General features: G+C 61.3%; 16 protein-coding genes and 1 pseudogene. 4 read left to right on the top strand and 13 right to left on the bottom strand.

Annotated elements, in window-relative coordinates; genetic code table 11:
• The first annotated feature begins 769 nt into the window (after positions 1 to 769).
• Positions 770 to 1,078 carry a transposase gene (locus tag AC3A3W_RS13395; protein ID WP_487443526.1) on the top strand — a complete coding sequence of 103 codons (309 nt, stop codon included), beginning with the start codon at positions 770 to 772 and terminating at the stop codon, positions 1,076 to 1,078.
• A 260-nt stretch (positions 1,079 to 1,338) separates the two neighbouring features.
• Here AC3A3W_RS13395 and AC3A3W_RS13390 read toward each other — a convergent pair whose 3' ends face one another.
• From AC3A3W_RS13390 to AC3A3W_RS13370, 5 genes are all read right to left on the bottom strand, one after another.
• Positions 1,339 to 2,103 (bottom strand): hypothetical protein, encoded by a 765-nt coding sequence (locus AC3A3W_RS13390; protein ID WP_487443524.1) that lies wholly within the window; start codon positions 2,101 to 2,103, stop codon positions 1,339 to 1,341.
• 451 nt (positions 2,104 to 2,554) lie between these two features.
• The gene (locus tag AC3A3W_RS13385; protein ID WP_487443522.1) at positions 2,555 to 3,142 is read right to left on the bottom strand and encodes a hypothetical protein; all 588 of its coding nucleotides are present in this window, start codon (positions 3,140 to 3,142) and stop codon (positions 2,555 to 2,557) included.
• Positions 3,143 to 3,260: 118 nt separating this feature from the next.
• Complete coding sequence (locus AC3A3W_RS13380) at positions 3,261 to 3,941, bottom strand: HNH endonuclease (RefSeq protein ID WP_487443520.1); 681 nt, start codon at positions 3,939 to 3,941, stop codon at positions 3,261 to 3,263.
• Positions 3,932 to 4,534 (bottom strand): RNA-guided endonuclease IscB, encoded by a 603-nt coding sequence (gene iscB, locus AC3A3W_RS13375; protein WP_487443518.1) that lies wholly within the window; start codon positions 4,532 to 4,534, stop codon positions 3,932 to 3,934. The genes AC3A3W_RS13380 and iscB overlap by 10 nt, the downstream gene beginning before the upstream one ends.
• Positions 4,535 to 5,442: 908 nt before the next feature.
• Positions 5,443 to 5,802 (bottom strand): hypothetical protein, encoded by a 360-nt coding sequence (locus AC3A3W_RS13370; protein WP_487443516.1) that lies wholly within the window; start codon positions 5,800 to 5,802, stop codon positions 5,443 to 5,445.
• Between the two features lie 173 nt (positions 5,803 to 5,975).
• Between AC3A3W_RS13370 and AC3A3W_RS13365 the strand changes: the two genes are divergently transcribed.
• Together AC3A3W_RS13365 and AC3A3W_RS13360 are read left to right on the top strand one after the other, a co-directional pair.
• The gene (locus AC3A3W_RS13365; RefSeq protein WP_487443514.1) at positions 5,976 to 6,119 is read left to right on the top strand and encodes a hypothetical protein; all 144 of its coding nucleotides are present in this window, start codon (positions 5,976 to 5,978) and stop codon (positions 6,117 to 6,119) included.
• A 51-nt stretch (positions 6,120 to 6,170) separates the two neighbouring features.
• Positions 6,171 to 6,536: a histone-like nucleoid-structuring protein Lsr2 gene (locus AC3A3W_RS13360; RefSeq protein ID WP_487443512.1), complete on the top strand. Its 366-nt coding sequence runs from the start codon at positions 6,171 to 6,173 to the stop codon at positions 6,534 to 6,536.
• Here AC3A3W_RS13360 and AC3A3W_RS13355 read toward each other — a convergent pair.
• Complete coding sequence (locus AC3A3W_RS13355; RefSeq protein ID WP_487443510.1) at positions 6,487 to 7,527, bottom strand: ATP-grasp domain-containing protein; 1,041 nt, start codon at positions 7,525 to 7,527, stop codon at positions 6,487 to 6,489. The genes AC3A3W_RS13360 and AC3A3W_RS13355 overlap by 50 nt on opposite strands.
• Before the next feature lie 291 nt (positions 7,528 to 7,818).
• Positions 7,819 to 8,481, bottom strand: coding sequence for a hypothetical protein (locus tag AC3A3W_RS13350; RefSeq protein ID WP_487443508.1), 663 nt, complete (start codon positions 8,479 to 8,481; stop codon positions 7,819 to 7,821).
• Between the two features lie 92 nt (positions 8,482 to 8,573).
• Here AC3A3W_RS13350 and AC3A3W_RS13345 point away from each other — a divergent pair, with 92 nt between their 5' ends.
• Complete coding sequence (locus tag AC3A3W_RS13345) at positions 8,574 to 9,530, top strand: RNase H family protein (protein WP_487443506.1); 957 nt, start codon at positions 8,574 to 8,576, stop codon at positions 9,528 to 9,530.
• On the opposite strand, the gene AC3A3W_RS13340 is transcribed toward AC3A3W_RS13345, so the two are convergent.
• The 6 genes and pseudogenes from AC3A3W_RS13340 to AC3A3W_RS13315 all read right to left on the bottom strand — a co-directional run bounded on the left by AC3A3W_RS13340 (position 9,527) and on the right by AC3A3W_RS13315 (position 17,330).
• Positions 9,527 to 10,063, bottom strand: coding sequence for a hypothetical protein (locus AC3A3W_RS13340; RefSeq protein ID WP_487443504.1), 537 nt, complete (start codon positions 10,061 to 10,063; stop codon positions 9,527 to 9,529). The two genes, AC3A3W_RS13345 and AC3A3W_RS13340, sit on opposite strands and share 4 nt — an antisense overlap.
• A gap of 625 nt (positions 10,064 to 10,688) precedes the next feature.
• Positions 10,689 to 10,910, bottom strand: a complete 222-nt coding sequence (locus tag AC3A3W_RS13335; protein WP_487443503.1) for a hypothetical protein — start codon at positions 10,908 to 10,910, stop codon at positions 10,689 to 10,691.
• Positions 10,911 to 11,783: 873 nt separating this feature from the next.
• Entirely contained in the window at positions 11,784 to 14,819 is a 3,036-nt protein-coding gene (locus tag AC3A3W_RS13330; protein ID WP_487443501.1) for an RHS repeat-associated core domain-containing protein, read from the bottom strand.
• A gap of 695 nt (positions 14,820 to 15,514) precedes the next feature.
• Positions 15,515 to 15,706, bottom strand: coding sequence for a hypothetical protein (locus tag AC3A3W_RS13325; RefSeq protein ID WP_487443499.1), 192 nt, complete (start codon positions 15,704 to 15,706; stop codon positions 15,515 to 15,517).
• Between the two features lie 6 nt (positions 15,707 to 15,712).
• A pseudogene (locus AC3A3W_RS13320) lies at positions 15,713 to 15,850 on the bottom strand (SDR family NAD(P)-dependent oxidoreductase); the annotation flags it as partial.
• 79 nt (positions 15,851 to 15,929) lie between these two features.
• The gene (locus AC3A3W_RS13315; RefSeq protein WP_487443497.1) at positions 15,930 to 17,330 is read right to left on the bottom strand and encodes an ApeA N-terminal domain 1-containing protein; all 1,401 of its coding nucleotides are present in this window, start codon (positions 17,328 to 17,330) and stop codon (positions 15,930 to 15,932) included.
• Positions 17,331 to 17,392: the final 62 nt, after the last annotated feature.

Below are 17,392 nucleotides of genomic sequence, written 5' to 3'. Positions count from 1 at the left end.
ACCACCGGTCCAGTATGACTGTCCCCAACTTTTAGCTTGCGGATAACAGACATTCGTCGAGTACCACCCTGACCAATACTCGACGTTAGTGTCCCGAGGGTATAGACCCGAGCCATAAGTGTTGATGCAAGTACTCGCACCAAACCCTCCAGAGGCCCAGTCACACCCACTAGCTCCGGCATTGGCCGGACCTGCTGCGGATACCGTCACACCTAGCGCGAAAAGCGCCGTGCAAGTAGCAGTAATTATCTTTTTTTTGAACACAGTGAACCCCCCGATTTTTTTCAACTGAGACCATATGAGTGAAAAATAGCATGGAGGATGGGCCTTGGATAGTTAAAAGCTTGGGAGATTTTTTCTCTGTGTGATTTGATGTTGATCCGTTACAAAACAGACCAAAGTCTTACTGGACGGACGAGGGTCTGAGACGTCTTTGAAGCAATCTGGGAACCCACGTTGTCCGCTCGTGGCGGATTCTGAGGCCGACTTCGTATTTCATGTCCATGCACAGTACTTAAAGTAGGACAGCTGTTAAGCGGCTTCGCATTTGAGCGCGGTTAGGGCTGTCTTACTCCCGGAGGCTGGCGAATCTAAGTTTCCGCTGCAGCTTGGTGCGGGGAAAAGCCGTACACCTCACCGAGAAGCAGACCGCGCGGCCGGATGCCAAACGTACCGCTGGGGAACCCTGCCAGGAAGTCACCATCGCACGGCAGAGCCACCAGAAGCCCGCAAAACATCTACCCCCAGCCTGGGGAAGGGACAGGAGCTCGTGATCGAGGCGATCGCATCATTCCCGTCCCGCCCGATCCCGGAGTGCGCCCAAATCGGACGGACCCTGCCGGCTTGGAAGACAGCGATCGGGGCCTACTTCAACACCGACGGCGCCTCGAACGGACCCACCGACGCCATCATCGGCGTCATCGAAACCATCCGCAGATTCGTCCGCGACTTCCGGAACTTTCCAACTAGTGGCTCAGATGCCTACTCGCCGTCGGCGTCCACCACCTCTCCGGATCAAGCAGACCAACCACACCCAAATTGCGAAGGGCCACATTCGTGTTGTCTCACTTCCCTTTGAATTGTGACAACAACGCCAGAATTTCCAACGTGCCCAACATGCCTCGTGGTGGGATACCTCAGCGACCACCCCAAACGTCCGCTGGGGGCAGATAATCCGACTCGGCTCAAGCTCGGCTGCCGATCTTCCATCTGCAACGGATCCCCGTTCTCCTGCCTGGCATTTGGCCTCAATCATCGACGGCGACTGACGCCTCCTGCGCTAAGTGAGTCTCCTTGTCCCCTGGACGAATTTTCGGGCTCGTTCTGAGTGTGCTGACTTCAGGTTCCGGGGGAAGGCTGCCCGTCGTCCCCCGGGAATGCTGCAGCGAGGGCTGTGCGGGCATACCAGTTGTTGGCCCGTTCAATGGCGCGGTCCACGGATGCCGAGGTGATGGAGCCGTCAGTTTCGGCTTCGCGAAAGAGGAAATACCCCACCAGTTGAACGAGGAACGGGTAACCGCCGGTGGCTTCGGCTGCGCGGTGTATGTCGTTGAGCGTGGAATCGAACCCCGCATCGGCGAAGGTGTCGCGGAACGATGTCGCAACGTCCCTGACGGCCACGTTGCCCAGCTCGAGCCGGGTCGCTCGGCGCATGAATGTCACCGCACCTTCGTTCAGAAGTTCGCTTACTCCTGCCGGCAGGCCCGCCAGAACCAGGGCGATGGGGAGCCTGTCGCGAACGAAAAGTTGGACGGTGGCCGCGAGCTGTTCCAGTTCCAGACGGTCGGCAGCGTGGATCTCGTCGACGGTGATAAGTAGTCCCGTGCCATTCTCACCTAGCCGACGCATCGATTCAACGATTCGCCCCATGAAGCTGGCGGTTGCGGTTTCGGCGACGACAGCCCAGCCGTGGTCCCGCGCCAAGGCCTGGGCCGCGCCGAGCATCACGGTCTTTCCGATGCCGCGGGCCCCGGTAATAATGGTCAGGAGTCCCGGTACACCCGAACCGAGCGTAAGCCCGTACTCGAACTCGTCCAGCAGGCCTTCGCGACCGATGACCTCTGGCGGAGTAGCTCCGGCAGTTGGACGGAATGGATTCTTCACGGGGTCCTTTGCGAGGGCCTGTATTTGTGTGAGTCTAGGCGATGAGCCGATGACGACCTACGAAACCCCGCACCCTGGAACGCTGGAGCTTAACTTTGCTCCATGAGACTCATTTACGATCGCGCCGGATTGGCGGCCGTCACGCTCACTCGAATCGAGGCCGTAGAGAATGACGGCCCGGGGACACTCACAGGCAGGATGCGTTCCGTGGCCCGGACCTCATGACCCGGAGCGGACCGGAAGGCGCCATAGACCAGGCGATTGCCCTCGCCTGACAGCATTTCATTGCCCTGGACTCTCTCGCCAGGACCCGCAACGAGCCGGTCGAATCTCTCCTGGACGCCGTTGAGGTGGACGAGCTCGATGACGACTCCTAAGCGAAGCAGTCTCTTCTGAACCGCCACCGATGCTGGCCCGCTGTTTATATGTCCCCGGAGGGCAGTGCTAATAGCTAGTCCAGCCAGAGCCGCACCGCGCCGGGGAAATGGATCAGGACCGCACGGAACCCGGGATAGTCGCGGGGATCAGGCCCTTCGTCAGGCCCTGCCGTGTGCGCGTCGTTGTGGATGGCCTTGCTCTTGATCCCGAGCTTGCGGAGGGCCGCGGCGATCGCATCCGACGGAGGCAGTGCCTCGAACTTCTCGAAGATCGACTCGAGTGCCGACTCGATGGCTTCGCCATCCAGATCATCAAAGTCTTCGGCACTGGATTCCTTGATGGCTACGAAGACGGCCAGCGCGGCTTGTTGGTGGGCCTCAAGCGGCGGTGAGTCCGCTAGGGGACCGTCGGTGATGAGCTGAACGTTGGACGCAGCGACGCCTCCGGTCTGCTCCATGTCAAATTCGTTCTGCACCCGGCCGGCCCGCATGAGCAGGTCCAACTGCTCTTCGCCGGCGCCGCCCAGATTGTCGAACCACTCCTGCGTGTCCGGGTCACTCCCCTGCCACCCACTACTCCAGCGGCCGGGCTCGACCTCGGTCATTCCCATCTCTTTGAGGAATCGCAGTTCTTCTTCAGTCGGCTGGTCTTTGGCGTTCATGTGTCCTCCCCTGACATTGTCTGGGCTGATCCTAACCAGCAAACGTGAGGTGGAACGACATCCTTGGTTCGAGCAGCGCGCCGTCGTCGGCACTCCGCTACCTCGGTAGACGATTCGATTACCTTGTCCCCGCCTTCTCAGTCGTGAAGTACCAGCCAGCCCCGCGCTGCACACGGACGCAGTGCTTGTGCCAGACCGCCGGGATTGTGCCTCCGGTGGTCCTGATCGCGAACGATCCACTGGCTCGGATCGAGACCCGCCCGACGTAACTGCCTGAGTACTTACCCTTGGGAACGACAGCACGGACCGTGTCACCGGTGATGAAACCGAAGTGTTCTTTGCGCCTGGGGAAGATCAGCCGAGGGAAGCCAAACCTGTCCGACCTCGTCCTCGCATAGGATCCTCGACCCGTTTGATCAGCTACGAGCACCGAATCGATATTCGACGTGATGATTTCTACGTCCCCTACAGCCAGGGCATCGTTCCAATGACTCTTGCTCAGACCGTTGCGGGTCCGGTTGAATTTTGTCTGCCCTGCGGACCCGACATGGACCGGGAGCCCGGTTTCCTGGAGCTCGCGCCAAAGGGCCCATCTTGTCGAATTTACTGCCGCCGCATCTCCCAGGGGTTGTTCGGCCTGTAACTGGATCCGCGCGAGACGAGCCGGATCCATGACGAAATCCTCTACACGCTGGCTACCTTTGGCCTCGTTGCACGGGATGCAGGCAAGCACGAGGTTGGAGAGCCGGTCAGATCCGCCCCTGGACTTTGGCAGGACGTGGTCAAGATTTAGCGGCACGCCGCGGGCGCCACAGTAAACGCATTTCGGTCGTATTTGGCCAGTAGGAATTCCCGGACCTCGAATCCCGCCAGGGTCCCCTGCTGATAATGGACACCACTGATTTCAGTGTCCCCCATCTGCTGAGTGTCAAAGAGCACCAATTCTTGGTGGATCGCGGTGATCGGAAACCAGCGCCTCAGCTTGTGGACCATGGACGTGATCCCATCGACCCTGTGCTGAAGGGACGGGGCCAACCAGCCACGTGGCTTGGTCCGATGCATGAAGCGGGGCTGACGGTAGCGTAGCCGGTGACGACGACCGCGACGGTGCTGGGAACGGGACCGCAGCTGTCGGGTGATTACGTCAGACCGGTGATCGAGATGGACAGCGAAGACGCCATGACGGGCATCCTTGCATGAGCTGGTCGACGTGAAGACGGCGAGACCGGTGTGCTTGGAACCGGGATCTATACCAAGCCCCATCCCTTGCACCATGGCGCTGCCATCTGTGGTCGTGATGTGCTTCATCCTGATGACAAAAGGTGCCTCCGAAGCGTTGACCGCCTGCCCGTGCTTCAGCAGCCTCCGGGCCCTAGCTGGGCTGGTCGGCATGAGCGGTTCCTTGTCTCTGCCGAGAACAGGAACGATGATTGGAGCCTTACGGCCCTGGTCTGGCCGGCCGGGTTTGTCCGGCGCGGCCGTGACGCTTCCGGCAGCAGGTGAACTGTCGGAAGTCTCCCCTCGATCAGGTTGCACGTCAGTCTTTCGGGGCAAATGCCCGTCAACCACACCCCGTTTCGAACCTACCCGAGGAGGGTCTGCTGATGCGGTTTCGATTGGGCCGGGCTGAGGAAGCACCCGTCCGTCGGTCTTTTTGCTCACGTGCAACGTAGACATCTGAGTCACCTCACGCAGCTGATGTCTGGATCTGGACAGCCAAACCCATGAGGGTCCGAGCGGCTGCCGCCGGTCATGTGTGCGTTGAAAGGGTTGACGCCTTCCATGCGTCGAGTGTGCGCTGCCGATCCCTCGGGCGCAATGTCCGAATCAGGGCGGGCCCAGTGGCAGAGACCGACTCTGGCGTGTAGGAGGAGTGGTGTCCTCTATGAGCTTTTGCGTGCTCCTAGCGCCTGAGCTTGCGCCATTCTCCGAGTCGGTAACCGCACAGGCCCCGGAGGAACTGGCGCTGGCGCCGTCGCCCGAGCCAATCTCAAGGGAAGCCTAGGATGCTTTCATGAACCAACGCGACGAACCCCGAACGTGTTCCATCTTCCGGACGACATGAGATGGCATGACCATTGACCGATACCGCGAGATTGAGAACGCAGTCGCTGCCGGGGGCCGTTATATCTCAGTGATGAGGAAAAGGCTGAGTATGAGGAAGTTCGGGGAATCGCTCCAACAGTCAATGCAACAATTTCGGGAGGCCCTGAGCGGAAACTACAAGTCAATGTTCGAGCGCCTGAATCCCATTCTACTGGCGCCCGAGGCGGTGGCATCTCCAATATCATTTTCTACATCTATTTTTGGACCATAAGTTCAACTGACTGGAGAGCCTTCAAGGTGGCGATGGAAATAAGTAGCTGGTCTCGCTCCTCAGCCAGGCGTTCCCACTCGCCAGGGTCATCTTTCTCCTTGTTTTCGTCAACGGCTGTTTGGATGGATGCCTCGTTAGCTCGAAGCGCTATCCCGAGGTAGTGGAGGGCTGAAGTATGTACTGGTTCAAGACCGTTCTCAGCTTCCAGAAACAACTTGGTCCCTCTGCACTTGTTGCAAGTGACATAGTTTTTGAACGAGGTGATGTCCGATATTCTCGGGGACCAAGTCACTCCACAAGCTGGACGGGTTCCTTCTCCTTGAGGGACGAGATGGGTGATCATAATTTCCTCCTTCTTAATTTGTATCTACACACACACACACATGTTTCCCCGGTTCGGCAGCCGCCGCAGCCTCCCGGGCTTCGACACGCCGAACCGGGGAGCACCGCCGTGCGGTGTCCCACAGCAAACCGGGAATGCCCTGTTGCCGCTCCACGGCACCCTACGATGGGTGCATGGTCAAAGTCGTGGGCGTCATGAGCCCCACAGAGAAGCGGGAAATCAGGGCTGAGGGCGAGAGCTACGAGGACGCCCGTGACGCGCTGAAGGCGCAGGTTCCTGAAGGATGGCAGCTGCTGTCCATCATGACGGAGCGGTGACCTGCCGCCTGTGACAAAAACGCAGGTCAGGGCCGATGGTGGCCTCTTCGGGTGGCTCAAAAAGTAATGATCGAACTCATCGATGACCTCGACGGATCCGTCGCGACCCAGACCGTCTCCCTCGCCCTTGATGGCGCCTCCTACGAGATGGAGCTCAGCGACGAGAATGCTGAGGCACTTCGGTCATCGCTGGCCCCGTTCGCGGCGAAGGCGCGCCGCGCCGGAGGCCGGAAGCAGAGCACATCCGAGATCCGCACCGGCGGCCTGCACCCTAAGGCCGTCCGGGCTTGGGCTGTAGCGCAGGGGCTGGACGTCAGCCCGCGCGGCCGTGTCGCCGATTCAATCGTGCAGCAGTACCTGCGGCCAACTAGCCGACAGGCAAGTCCCCAGCTGCCGCCATCGCCAAGGTCACCCTGACCGGCTGCGAAGCGTACAGACCGGAATTCAGCAGCGGGTTCAGTTCAACCACAAGCGGCTCGCCGTCGGCGCCCAACGCAACGTCAATGACGTAGTCGGTCAGCTCCGGGACTTCCTTGGCCAGGGCTTCAATGGCCTCCCGGGCGTACGCAGTCAGCATCCCGGTAATCCCCGGGGCGACCTCGACCTCGCTCATCTCGGAGCGGTTGCGGCGAACCTTGTCATCGAAGGCGTTCCCGGTGTTATCGAGTGGGGTGAACTCCTCGATGCAGCCGGCTCCGGTGACCGGACGCTGATTCACCACAAAGATCCGGTACTCGTACTCAATGGCGACGAACTCCTGCACCTGGAGGGAGTCCCGGGCGCCTTCCAGATAGATCAGGCTCCAGACCTGTTCGTGGTCGAACACAGCCCCCAGGTCGTTGAAATCCTTCACACCCGCCAGGTTCACCGGGAATGTCGCGTACTTGTTCAGGTTCACCTTCACGAACGCCTTGGGGGTCCCGCCGCCGGCGAAACCGGCCAGGACAGCCTGGATGTCCGATCCTCCGCCTTCGGGGCTGACTCCGCAGATTTGGATTCGGCGTCCTGCCCGTGACCGGAACGCCTCGTAGCGCCAGTAGTGGTCAGCGAGCAGCGCCTGGGGCTGCCGGACGAACTGGTGGCGCGCGCTGGACTGGGCCCCGTACTTGGGCAGGTCCTGAAGGTCGGCGACCGGCCGGCGCTCCCCGGTGCCGAGGTGGACGGCGTACTCTTCGCGGTTGCTCGAGAGGGTCAGCCAGATGTTCTCCCGGCCAAACCCATGGATGGCGGCCTGGAGCCGGTAGGCCTGTTCATAGAAGTCCTCGTAGTCACCATTGCCGCCCTCGGCAACCGGGCCAACGTATGTGCGCCACAGCGCCAGGAGTTCCTCTTTGCGGTCCTGGACCCTGGGTGTGGCGTGGCGGCGCACGGGGGCGTCTCGGTCGACGATGGTTACAAGCCAGGGCATGGGTCTCCTCAGGGACAGATTCTTCCCCTCATGTGTGCGGAGTCCGGTCCGGGGCTCCCCGCGGAATCACCAGCGGGCGGCCCAATTCACGAGCAGCCCTACCACTATGAAGAGGGGAACCACCGCCGGCCACGGGCGTTCCCGACGAGCCAGGGCAACAGAGCCAACACCAAGCCACATTGCCGTGGCGCCTAGTTGCCTATTCGAGCGCTTGTGCGTCAGCTTCCCCATCCGAAAAACAGTACCCTTACCGGGGTTTCAGGTGTGGCGGCTTGATCCTGTGGTGAAGGCTTAGACGAGAGCAGATTCCAGAGCCATACAGCGGGCGGATCGCGTGGACAGCAGCTCAGAGAACCGGAGCACGAACTCCCCCGCGGTGTCCGGGTGCGCCAGCGGGTCACGCATGCTCGGCGCGAGCTCCAGCTGGATGCCGCCGCTGCCGGTGGACCGGGCATAGGTCCGGACTGACTTGGGGCTGACGGCGTTGAACTGGCCGCCGGCCACCACCAGGAAGTCGCCGAAGGTGTCCTCGATCATCTCGGCCATCTCGAGCTCTTCCTCGCGGGGGTCACTTCCGAGCCCGACGTAGATGTCCGCCCCGTAGCGGGCGCTCACGCCCACGACGTTGATGAGGTACTTCCCTTCGTCCAGCGGGCTGTCCAGGGCGAGCTTGAACGGGTCGTTGCGCTCATCCCAGTATGTCCAGTCCGAGGCGATGCCGTCCGTTGCCAGCCAGCTCTGGCCGGCCGTGGACCCAAGCAGTTGCACCATCGCTCCGGTGTACTGGTCGGCGAACTTCCGGCGGCCGTCCTGCCACCGGTTGGTCGCGTGCGGTGCCGTCAAAAGGAAGTATCCGTCCGACTTGTGCTGGCGCACAGCGTCGAGGACATCGCCGTTGTAAAAGTTCCGGCTGAAGGATGCTTCTAACATCCGAAGGTCGCGCGTCAAGTCCATACAGATGAACATGCGTAGACGGTCTTGTCGGTTCCGGGCACTCCCGGGGAATTTGCCGCACACATGAGTTGTGAGCGGCATGGTGCCGCATCGTGAACCGAAAGAACAGCCTCATGCCCGCCGCACCCGAGATCATTGCCGCCACAGGCGCACCCACCGACGTCATCTTCCATGTCCGTGTCCTTGACGAGGTCGGCCAGTGGGGCATCGGTGTGCTCGAAGGTGACGGCAGCCTCAGCATCCGCACCGGCGAGGTCGAGCCGCAGGAGTCTTTCAGCGCCACCCGCACCGAACCCGTGATCGCCGCCTTCTCCGCGGTCCTTGAGGTCGCCGCTACACGTCAGTACGTGGTCCTGGATGTGTCGAACATTCTGGTGCGTAAAGCCATTGCCGCCATGATCGACAGCGTGCCGAACGTTCTGCTCTCCGAGACGACAGCTGTCTGCGACAACCGCACAGCCGTGCTCAAGGCCATCGAAGCCATCCCCGTCAGCACAGAGGTGCGGTTCAACCCTGACGCCCGCAGCATGGTGGTCAGCACCGACGCCTCCATCGCCAACGGCGGCCTGGTCGCCGGCCTCGGCTGGATCATTGCCACCGACGATGGCACCGTGCTGTCCGTCGGCCAGAAAACGGCCGATGTGAGCCGCTGCGGGGACATCCTGAGCGGTGAGCTGCTCGCGATCCGCTGGGGCCTGCAGTCCGTCATCAGCCGGCACCCGATTCCCGCTCACGGGCAGGGAACCGTCGTCATTCAATCAGACTCAAGGGCGGCACTGCGGCTGCTGAAAACCCTCGGAGCCGACCGGCACCCGTCCGGCTGCACCACCGAACAGGTCAAGCTGGCCAAGCGCATCCTGGACGAGATCGGCAACATGCCGGTCCAGTTCCGCTGGGTGAAAGGTCATCAGGGGAACGAGGCCAACGAGGCCGCCGACCGGCTGGCTGTACTCGCCCGCCGGAACCGGGAATTCGGTGTCACCAGTGAGGTCGGCACCAGGATGTTCCGGGACCTGCGGGACGAACTGGTTTCACCGCTCGCAGCCTAACCGGACCTTGAGACCATCGGACCAGTGCTCTCCAGGAACCGGCCGGCCTGGCGGAACTGACGCACCGCCACGATGGACGCGAGGATCTGGACAGCGTAGGCAAGAGCGGTGAGCCACCAGATGAAGCCGTCTGGCCGAAGGGCCTGCGGGGTGAGGATAAGCGGGAGCATGGGTAGCATGAGGATCTGGGTCGCCAACGCCTTCCTCGTCTGAACAGCGAACCCGCGGGCAACAGCGACGTGCGCCGGGACTAGGTGATCTTTACCGAGGACCTGCCTGCGAATGTGCTTCCTTTCGTCATCCCGAAGGGACATGACCACACTCAGCTGTCCGTACTCGGCCGCTGGGACCACCTTCTTCGAGTTATAGATTAGGCCGCCGACCAGCGCTCCCAGGCCGGCAAAGATGAAACCTCCACCCAAAGATTCAGGCCACCCCACTTCATCACCGAATGCCAGAGTCGCCACCAGGGTGCCCAAGGACACAAACACCAGAAACCCGACCGGGAAGTAGAGCGTGTAGTACGTTCGCAACGCCGCGCCGAGGCCGTGGTCAGCCAGCCCCTGGGCCCGGCGTTCGGCCTCAGCCCATCGGTCGTTGGATTCTGACGCAAGTCGTCAAGGCCGCTCATCTGGTCGAAGGTGTTCCAGGTGCTGGTCAGTGTCCCGCCCGTGGCCTAGTAACGGTCACGACCGATCACTATCGACTGGGCCTTGCCGGATGTAGCCGAGCACCACCGGCACGATTATGGCAACGCAGAGAGCCATGGGGATGAGATGTATCGCTACTCCTGCCTGAGGAAACAGACTGCGTAGGACGAGAGTGAGGCCTACGCTTCCGACAAAGGTCACGATTGATGAGACCAGCACATTTCGTAACCGCGGGTTGCGAGCCATGTAGCACCTTTCCGATCTGTAGGAGGTCCTAGGCCCTGGGCCCGGCGTTCAGCCTCAGCCCATCGGTCGTTAGATTCTGACGTTGGGAAGTTGAGTCCGCTCAACACTCTCCATTCCCGGCTGAACCTCGGCAATTATCCGTGGACTCTGTCTAATCGTTGTCCTTCGCCTTGGACAGTCCTCCCCACGGAACCCTCAGAGGCCGACCAGGGATCCTGTGCCCCGCTCCTGCGTCCCTCCCCGAGGAAGGCTGCATGCCAGATCACCACGCCAGCACCGTCGGATCAAAGTTATTGGCCGAGGAGCCTCTCGAGCTGTTCGCCGCCGGAATGCTTGTTTTCTGCCGCAGCCAGTTTCGCTGGGACTGTCCCACATAGGTCTCGATGCTGCTCGAGTTATCCTGCGGAGGCAGACCGGGCCATTTGAATGAGGTGGTCCATCTTTGCGGTGAATGTTTCGTCAGCACCGAAAAAAGCTTTGTCACTTAGCCTCCATCCGAACCTGTCGAAGGCTGACGCCTTCACTTCTGCACCTCCCGGAGCTGACCGTATCGAGAGGGTAAGGCCCACTGGAGCATTGTTCTTACCCCACGGGATCAGTTCCCCCCAGAGTCTGTACAAGGTTTTCGATCCCGTCGTGACCTCGACCTCAGGTCCAGTCGTTCTGACGCTATATTGACTGCTGTTGAAGGCCTCTAGAACCTTGGCTTTGACGTCCTCGGGACTGCCGGCCGCGAGCCAAGTTTCTGAGCGCTGGTAGATTGGGCCCGCTTTGCTCTTCGGTCCTACGTTTGCCATGTTGGCCTCTTTCTGTCAGATTTCGCACCGGCACTGTTGCGCATGCTGGAGGGTACCTTGGGGGTCGCGGATAAACGAGGTGGTTCCGCCGGCAAATAGACCTCGTCGCCGACCTGTCGTTCCTGCGCGCTTCCGGAGCCAGTCTGCTTTGGCTTTGGCGGAAGGGGCTTGGGAACGTGGGGCCGCTCGCATTGCGAAGGCTGCCGGTACAGCCACTACGCCTCCAGTAAGAGCCGTGAAGGGGGCACCCTCCCAGCCGCCGCTGACGAGACCGATCACGTAGAAAGTGGCTGCTCCGACAAGGACTTGAAGAAAGGATTCGAGCAGCATGAGCGACACGAGCGGTACATTCTGATCCCAGAAACGCCTAGGTGAACCCAGTCATTAGGCTCGTTTGTTCTTATTTCTGTCCATGACCAGGAACCCAACGCTGACGATCAGGGGAATGGCCGGGAGAACTAGCAGCTCCGGCCGATTAGCCACAAGCAGCAGTATGAGGAGCACTACTGTGCACGCAATCGCAACGCCGAAAAAGATAGCTCTGGCTGTCTTACCCAACATCAGTAACACCCATCCTTGATTGCCGATATTCCTGAAAATACGACACCAGCGCCGCCAGCAGCCAGCAGAACACCTCCGCCAAACGATAGTGGTGCAGAGAGCACTCCGGCGCCGAATGCGACTATGCCTGTGGTCAGCCCGAACCAGTTCGTAAAGCAGGACCAAGCATCAAGGCCCGTCGGATCGGTCAAGTTGGTGGGGTTGCAGGCTGCATAGGCGTAGCGGTTGGCTTCCTGCCAGGAAGGGTCTGGTTGGCTGAAGCGGCCGATGCCAGGGGCGTAGTAGCGGGCGCCGAATTTGGTGTATCCGGTGGCGTCGTCCTTGTACCCGCCCGCGTACCGCCACGGGTTGACCGCCGCCTGGGTTCCGGTTTGGGTGGTGGTGTTGCCCCAGGAGTCGTAGAGGTAGGTGGCGGCTTTGGCTTGGGCGCTGTCAGTGAGCAGGATCGTGGAGCCCAGCGCATCATTGGTGTAGTAGAAGCTCGCACCGGCACTGTTGCGCATGCTGATGAGCGTACCCTCCGGGTCCCTGATAAACGAGGTGGTTCCGCTGGCGTTGGTCTGCCTGGTGATGCCCAGGGAGCCGTTCAGGAAGGACGTCCCGCCGGAGGTGAGCCGTTCGGTGTTGCCTTGTCCGGCGTAGGTGAAGCTTGTCGTGTTGTGGGTGGCCAGCTGGTCGAAGGTGTTCCATGTGCTGGTGGGCGTACCGCCCTTGGTCTGGTTGCCGTTGGCGTCATAGGTGTACGTTGTTGCGCCCACTGGCGGGGCAGCACAGGTGCCCGTCCCGGTGGACGTCCAGCAGAGCTGGTCGGCGGCGTTATAGGCTGCGCGGACGGTGGTGGTCCCGGTCTTGGCGGAGGTCAGCCGGTTGCCGTTGGCGTCGTAGGTCCAGGTTTCATCCACCAGGTCGGTTGCGGCGAGGGTCAACCGCCCCATGGCATCGTAGTCGTACATGGTGACGGCGCCGGTTTCGGTGACCATGGCCTGCCGCAGCCGCCCTTCCTGGAGCTCGATCCCGTACGTCTTGTAGTTGTATTCCCGCTTGGCCAGAACCGTGGCCGCGGTGTTGGTCGCGGTAATGGAGGTGATCCGTCCGGCCTTGTCATAGAGCGTGGTGTTCTTTACGCCGTTCGGATACTTGGTTCCGGTGCGGCGGTCGTTTTTGTCGTAGTCGAAGCCGGTGCATTTGGTGCTGTTGGGGAAGACAGGTGTGGTCGGACACGATCCTCCGGGTTCGGCCAGGGCGGTCAACCGGTCGGAGGCGTCGTAGCGGTAGTTCACGGTGCCGGTCGGGTCGGTGAAGCTGGTGACGTTGGATGCCGCGTCATAGGTCAGGGAGGTGGTCACCCCGCCGATGGTCTTTGAGGTCGGCCTGTTTTGCTGGTCGTAGTTGTGGGTGGTGGTGCCGGAGCCGTCGACGCGGGTCTTGAGGTTGCCGTTGGCGTCGTAGGTGTAGGTCACGCAGGTCGCGGGCACGCAGGTGGCGCCGAAGCGGGTCTGCAGCAGCCGGTCGTTGCCGTCGTAGACGTAGGTGGCGGTCTGGCCCTTGCCGTCCTTGCTGGTGGCGATCCGGCCGGCGGCGTCGAAGGTGTTCGTTATGGCCCCGAGCGGTGCGGGGCGGGTAACGGTGACCGGGTAGCGGGAAGCGTTGTAGGTGATGGACGTGGTGTTGCCCTTGCCGTCGATCATCTTGCACAGCTGGCCACGCAGGCCCCCGCAGGTGGTGGCCGCCGCGTCACCTTGGTACTGCCTCCTGGGAGTGCCGCCGGCCCCGTTGGGGGTGATGGTCTGGTACGGCAGTCCCAACACCGTGTCATAGGTGTAGCTCGTCGTCTCGGTTTCAGTGTTCACGGAGGAGGTGGGCTGGAACTCGAGCCAGGCCTCCCCTGCGGTGGCCGCCGGGTAGTTGAACGCGATCTGCCCGCTCTTGGCGCCGGGATCGCTGGCCTGGGCCGTGATGTTCTTCAGCGTGTTGTTCGGGTTGTAGACCGAGGTGGTCGTGTTGGCCAGGGCGTCGATGTTGGTGAGCTGGTCATCGTGGGCGTTGAACGTCTTGTTGGTGACGTTCCCCAGCGGGTCGGTGATGGAGGTGATCTGGCGGGCGGCGTTGAACTTGTACGTCGTCACCCGGCCGGCGGTATCCGTCAGGGTAGATGTGGTGCCATCGACGGCGTCCAAAGTATGAACCGTTGAGGCACCGGTGGCGGCGGCGTAGACGATTTCGGCTGCTTTTCCGTTCCCGTCATAGGACAGCTGGTTTTCGGTGCCCAGGCCGTCCCTGACCAGCGCCATCCGCCCGTTGGTGTACTCCAGCCTGGTGGGAGCGCCGGCGGCGTCGGTGAGGTCCTTCATCCTTCCGTCGCTGTCGTACTCGATGGAGATGGCCCGGTTCAGGCTCTGGTCCGTGATCTTGGAGGGCTGGCCGGTGTTGTTGTCGTCGTTGTACTCGAAGAGGATCTGGCGGCCGTTTGCCATCGTGATGGTTTCCAGGCGCCCGTCGGTATCGTAGGCGTAGGCGTTCCGGTCTGGGACAAGGCTGTGGCGGTCGCCTGTGTAGGCGAGGCGGTACACGCCACCGACCTTCTCGTACCAGTTCGCGTTCCCCGTGTCGTTGAAGCGGATCGCCGCAGCGGTGGCGGTGAGTTGGGTGACGGTCGCTTTCAGGCCCGGCGGCGTAGTCCAGCCGCCGCCCGTCTTGGGCACGAACTTGTAGGTCCCGCCGTCCGCTGCGCGGTACGTCACCGAGTTATCCGTGCCGACGGTCAGCGCAGTCTCGGCCGTGCCTTCGGAGAGGGTGGGCCGGTCGTCGCTGATGCTGTTGTACCGCCACGACAGGTCGATCCCCCGGTTCTGCCCGGACAGGCTCAACAGCTTCCCGGTGGCCAGGATGTTCCCCGTCGTCGGGTTCCACGCCAGGTCAATCCGGTCCGTCAGGCTGCGCGAGACCATCCCGGCCGCGGACCTCGAACCTGCCAGATGACCATTCGGGCCCATGGACGGCGGCAGGTCATCATCGAGCGGCAGGCTCTGCGCCACCGCCAGGTTCATCGGCTCGGAGACGGCCGGTGCGAGAGCCGCGGGAGCCAGAGAGGGAGGCTGGACGGCTGTCGGTATTTGGGCGTTGCTGGCCGGGGCGCTGACCCCTGTCAGAACAACCGCGGAAAGAACGAGACCTGACAAAAGAGACCGACATGCAGCCACGCTGTGCCCCCAATATGATGTGCTCCCCAGTGAGCCGCTTCGCGCTCCCCAGCGAGCACAGGATGATCATCAGCGACGCCACGCACACATTGCAATACATATGCCTGCGATTTTTCCAGACACTGGTGTAACCCGGCCCGGCACGACCGGACCGCCGCCTTGGCGTATGACGAGGCAGTAGCCGCACAACCAGCTTTCAAGAGATTGCCGGGGACGGCTCAGACCATCCCCCAGTACGGGCGATTTGCGGAATTTTCCAGCCATACAAACCAAGTCTGCTGCGCGCAGCATGGCCCCACGCTGCAGCGTGTCTATCGTCTAAGAAGCACGCTCTGACAAGAGGCTTACAGAATTGTCACGTTCTCGACATTTTCAGCATGGAGTGCTCGTGGCCGCCTTGGCATGGCCCGCGGGGTTGTCACCCATAGGGACAACCCCAAAATTCGGCGAACCCTGTCGATAGCCCAGAGCATCAGCAGTACGAAGTCCGGGCAGTTCCACCTGAACGTAGGCCGGTCCCTGATTGGAGCCTACCTGCCCCGCACTGCAAGCCTCGTAACGAGGGCATCAGGAAGATTCTTCGAGACTGCCGTGAGCACCTTGTAGCGCTTCGTGGGGATCGAGACACCCTTGCCGGCGAACGCGTCCTTTAGCCCTTCGCTGACTACCCGGTCCACATCCAGCCACATCCAGCCCTTGATTCCGGACGTGTCGGCGCCCATGCGCCCGTGGAATTTGGTACGGACGAACCCCGGGCAGACAGAGGCGACCGGAATGCCCTGCGGGCCGTAGTGCGCGTTGGCCCAGCGGCTGAAGTTGATGACCCACGCCTTCGCCGCAGAGTAAGTTCCGCGTGGGGTGACGCCTCGGAGCCCCGAACTAAGTTCTGGGCTCCGAGAGGGGCCTTACTGCTTGATCAGACCGCCGACACGTCAATCAGGCGATTCATGGGCTCTGTTCCTGCGGGCACGGGCCAAACTTGCCATCGGCATCGATGTAGATATTCAGATCGACTATCTGTTTCTTGAAGTGCCCGAACTTCCAGTCCTTACCGTAAGCCTTAATCAGGGTCATGGTCGGCTCCATAAGCCGCAGTGCCAAGAGCCGCACAACCAGAAGGGCCACCTCTCCGGCGACGTATGTATGTTCTGCGGGAGGCATTGGTCCCCGTTTGGCGTGCTTGACGTCGTTATAGTTGCCCGCGATCGCCTTGGCCAGGGCCATAGGAGATTCGGCAAAATCGGACCAATCGAGATTGACTGTGGCCAGACTCCGGAACACGAAGGTGGCAGTAGTCGGGCGTCCTCGGTGCCACGAAGACTTCTCGCCCTCCACCTCGCCGATGATGTGGCCCGCCGCTTCCAAACTCACGGAAGCATTTACAACATGGTCCTCAAGGTACGATTCTGGCCGCCTCAACGTTCCAGCGGCAGGATGGATAACACGTTGCCACTTGTCGAACTCAGCTGCCCAGCGTTCGAGGCCCACAACAGCAATTTCCGAAGCAGTCGCTAGTGGATGCTTCAGCTTCTCCGGAAGCGGCCGCCAGTAGTCCGAAACTGTATTCTCGGAGACCATCTCAAAGAACGGCACGTCAACAACCTTGCCGGTCATGACCTTTGCACTGAACCGGGAGTCGCGTATTTCATGACGCCGAAAAACGACCGGCTGACCGTACATCAGCGTCAATAGCGCGATGACCTTGCGCTGTTCCTCGAAATGGTCCGAGCACGGCCGCGACGTTTCGTACCTCGTCGTAAGACAGACCCACTCGCGGATGCGAAAACCCGGCTCTTCTTGGTCCGTCATCCACTTAGTGCTCAAGTCGAACGTCACATCCCCGTGACTCCACGTCAGAGGCGGCGGGGACTCAACCTCAACGCTGATCTTCTGAACGCGGTTGTTCTCGTCTGGAATGAAGGAGTACGACGTGGCACCCATATCAGTCCACTCGGTAAGCCCGTCAATATGCGAGCGAAGCTCTGTGACTTCTAACGCGTCCTCGAAGTCGCCGTCACGATCCTTGAAGACCACTTCCTGCGGCTTGACTTGCACTGTCGAAAACCCCTGGCCCCCAAAGTTGAGCGAGGATCCAGAGGTGCGGCAACCATACAACGTGAATCGACCGCTGCCAGTCAGCAACTGGAGGTTGGAAGGAGGCCGACCCGCGCGGGCCCAACCTTTCACTGATGCGAACTGAGGAGTGTTGTTGAGAAACGGGATCAAGAGATTGATCCCTTTCAGCTGCTCAAAGGCAAGCATCCCCGTCACATACGGCGTCCCCTCGACGTTGTCGACAATGAGACCCGGAACAGTGTCCCCCATCGTGAAACTGCCCGTGCCCATCAGCTCTCCCCGTAGTTTCGCTAAACGTGCCCGACAGGCAGACGCCCAAGCCGGTTCTTATC

It is taken from the genome of Arthrobacter sp. Soil_N43 (genome assembly GCF_057655195.1).
This window is presented reverse-complemented; position numbering and strand designations above follow the sequence as displayed.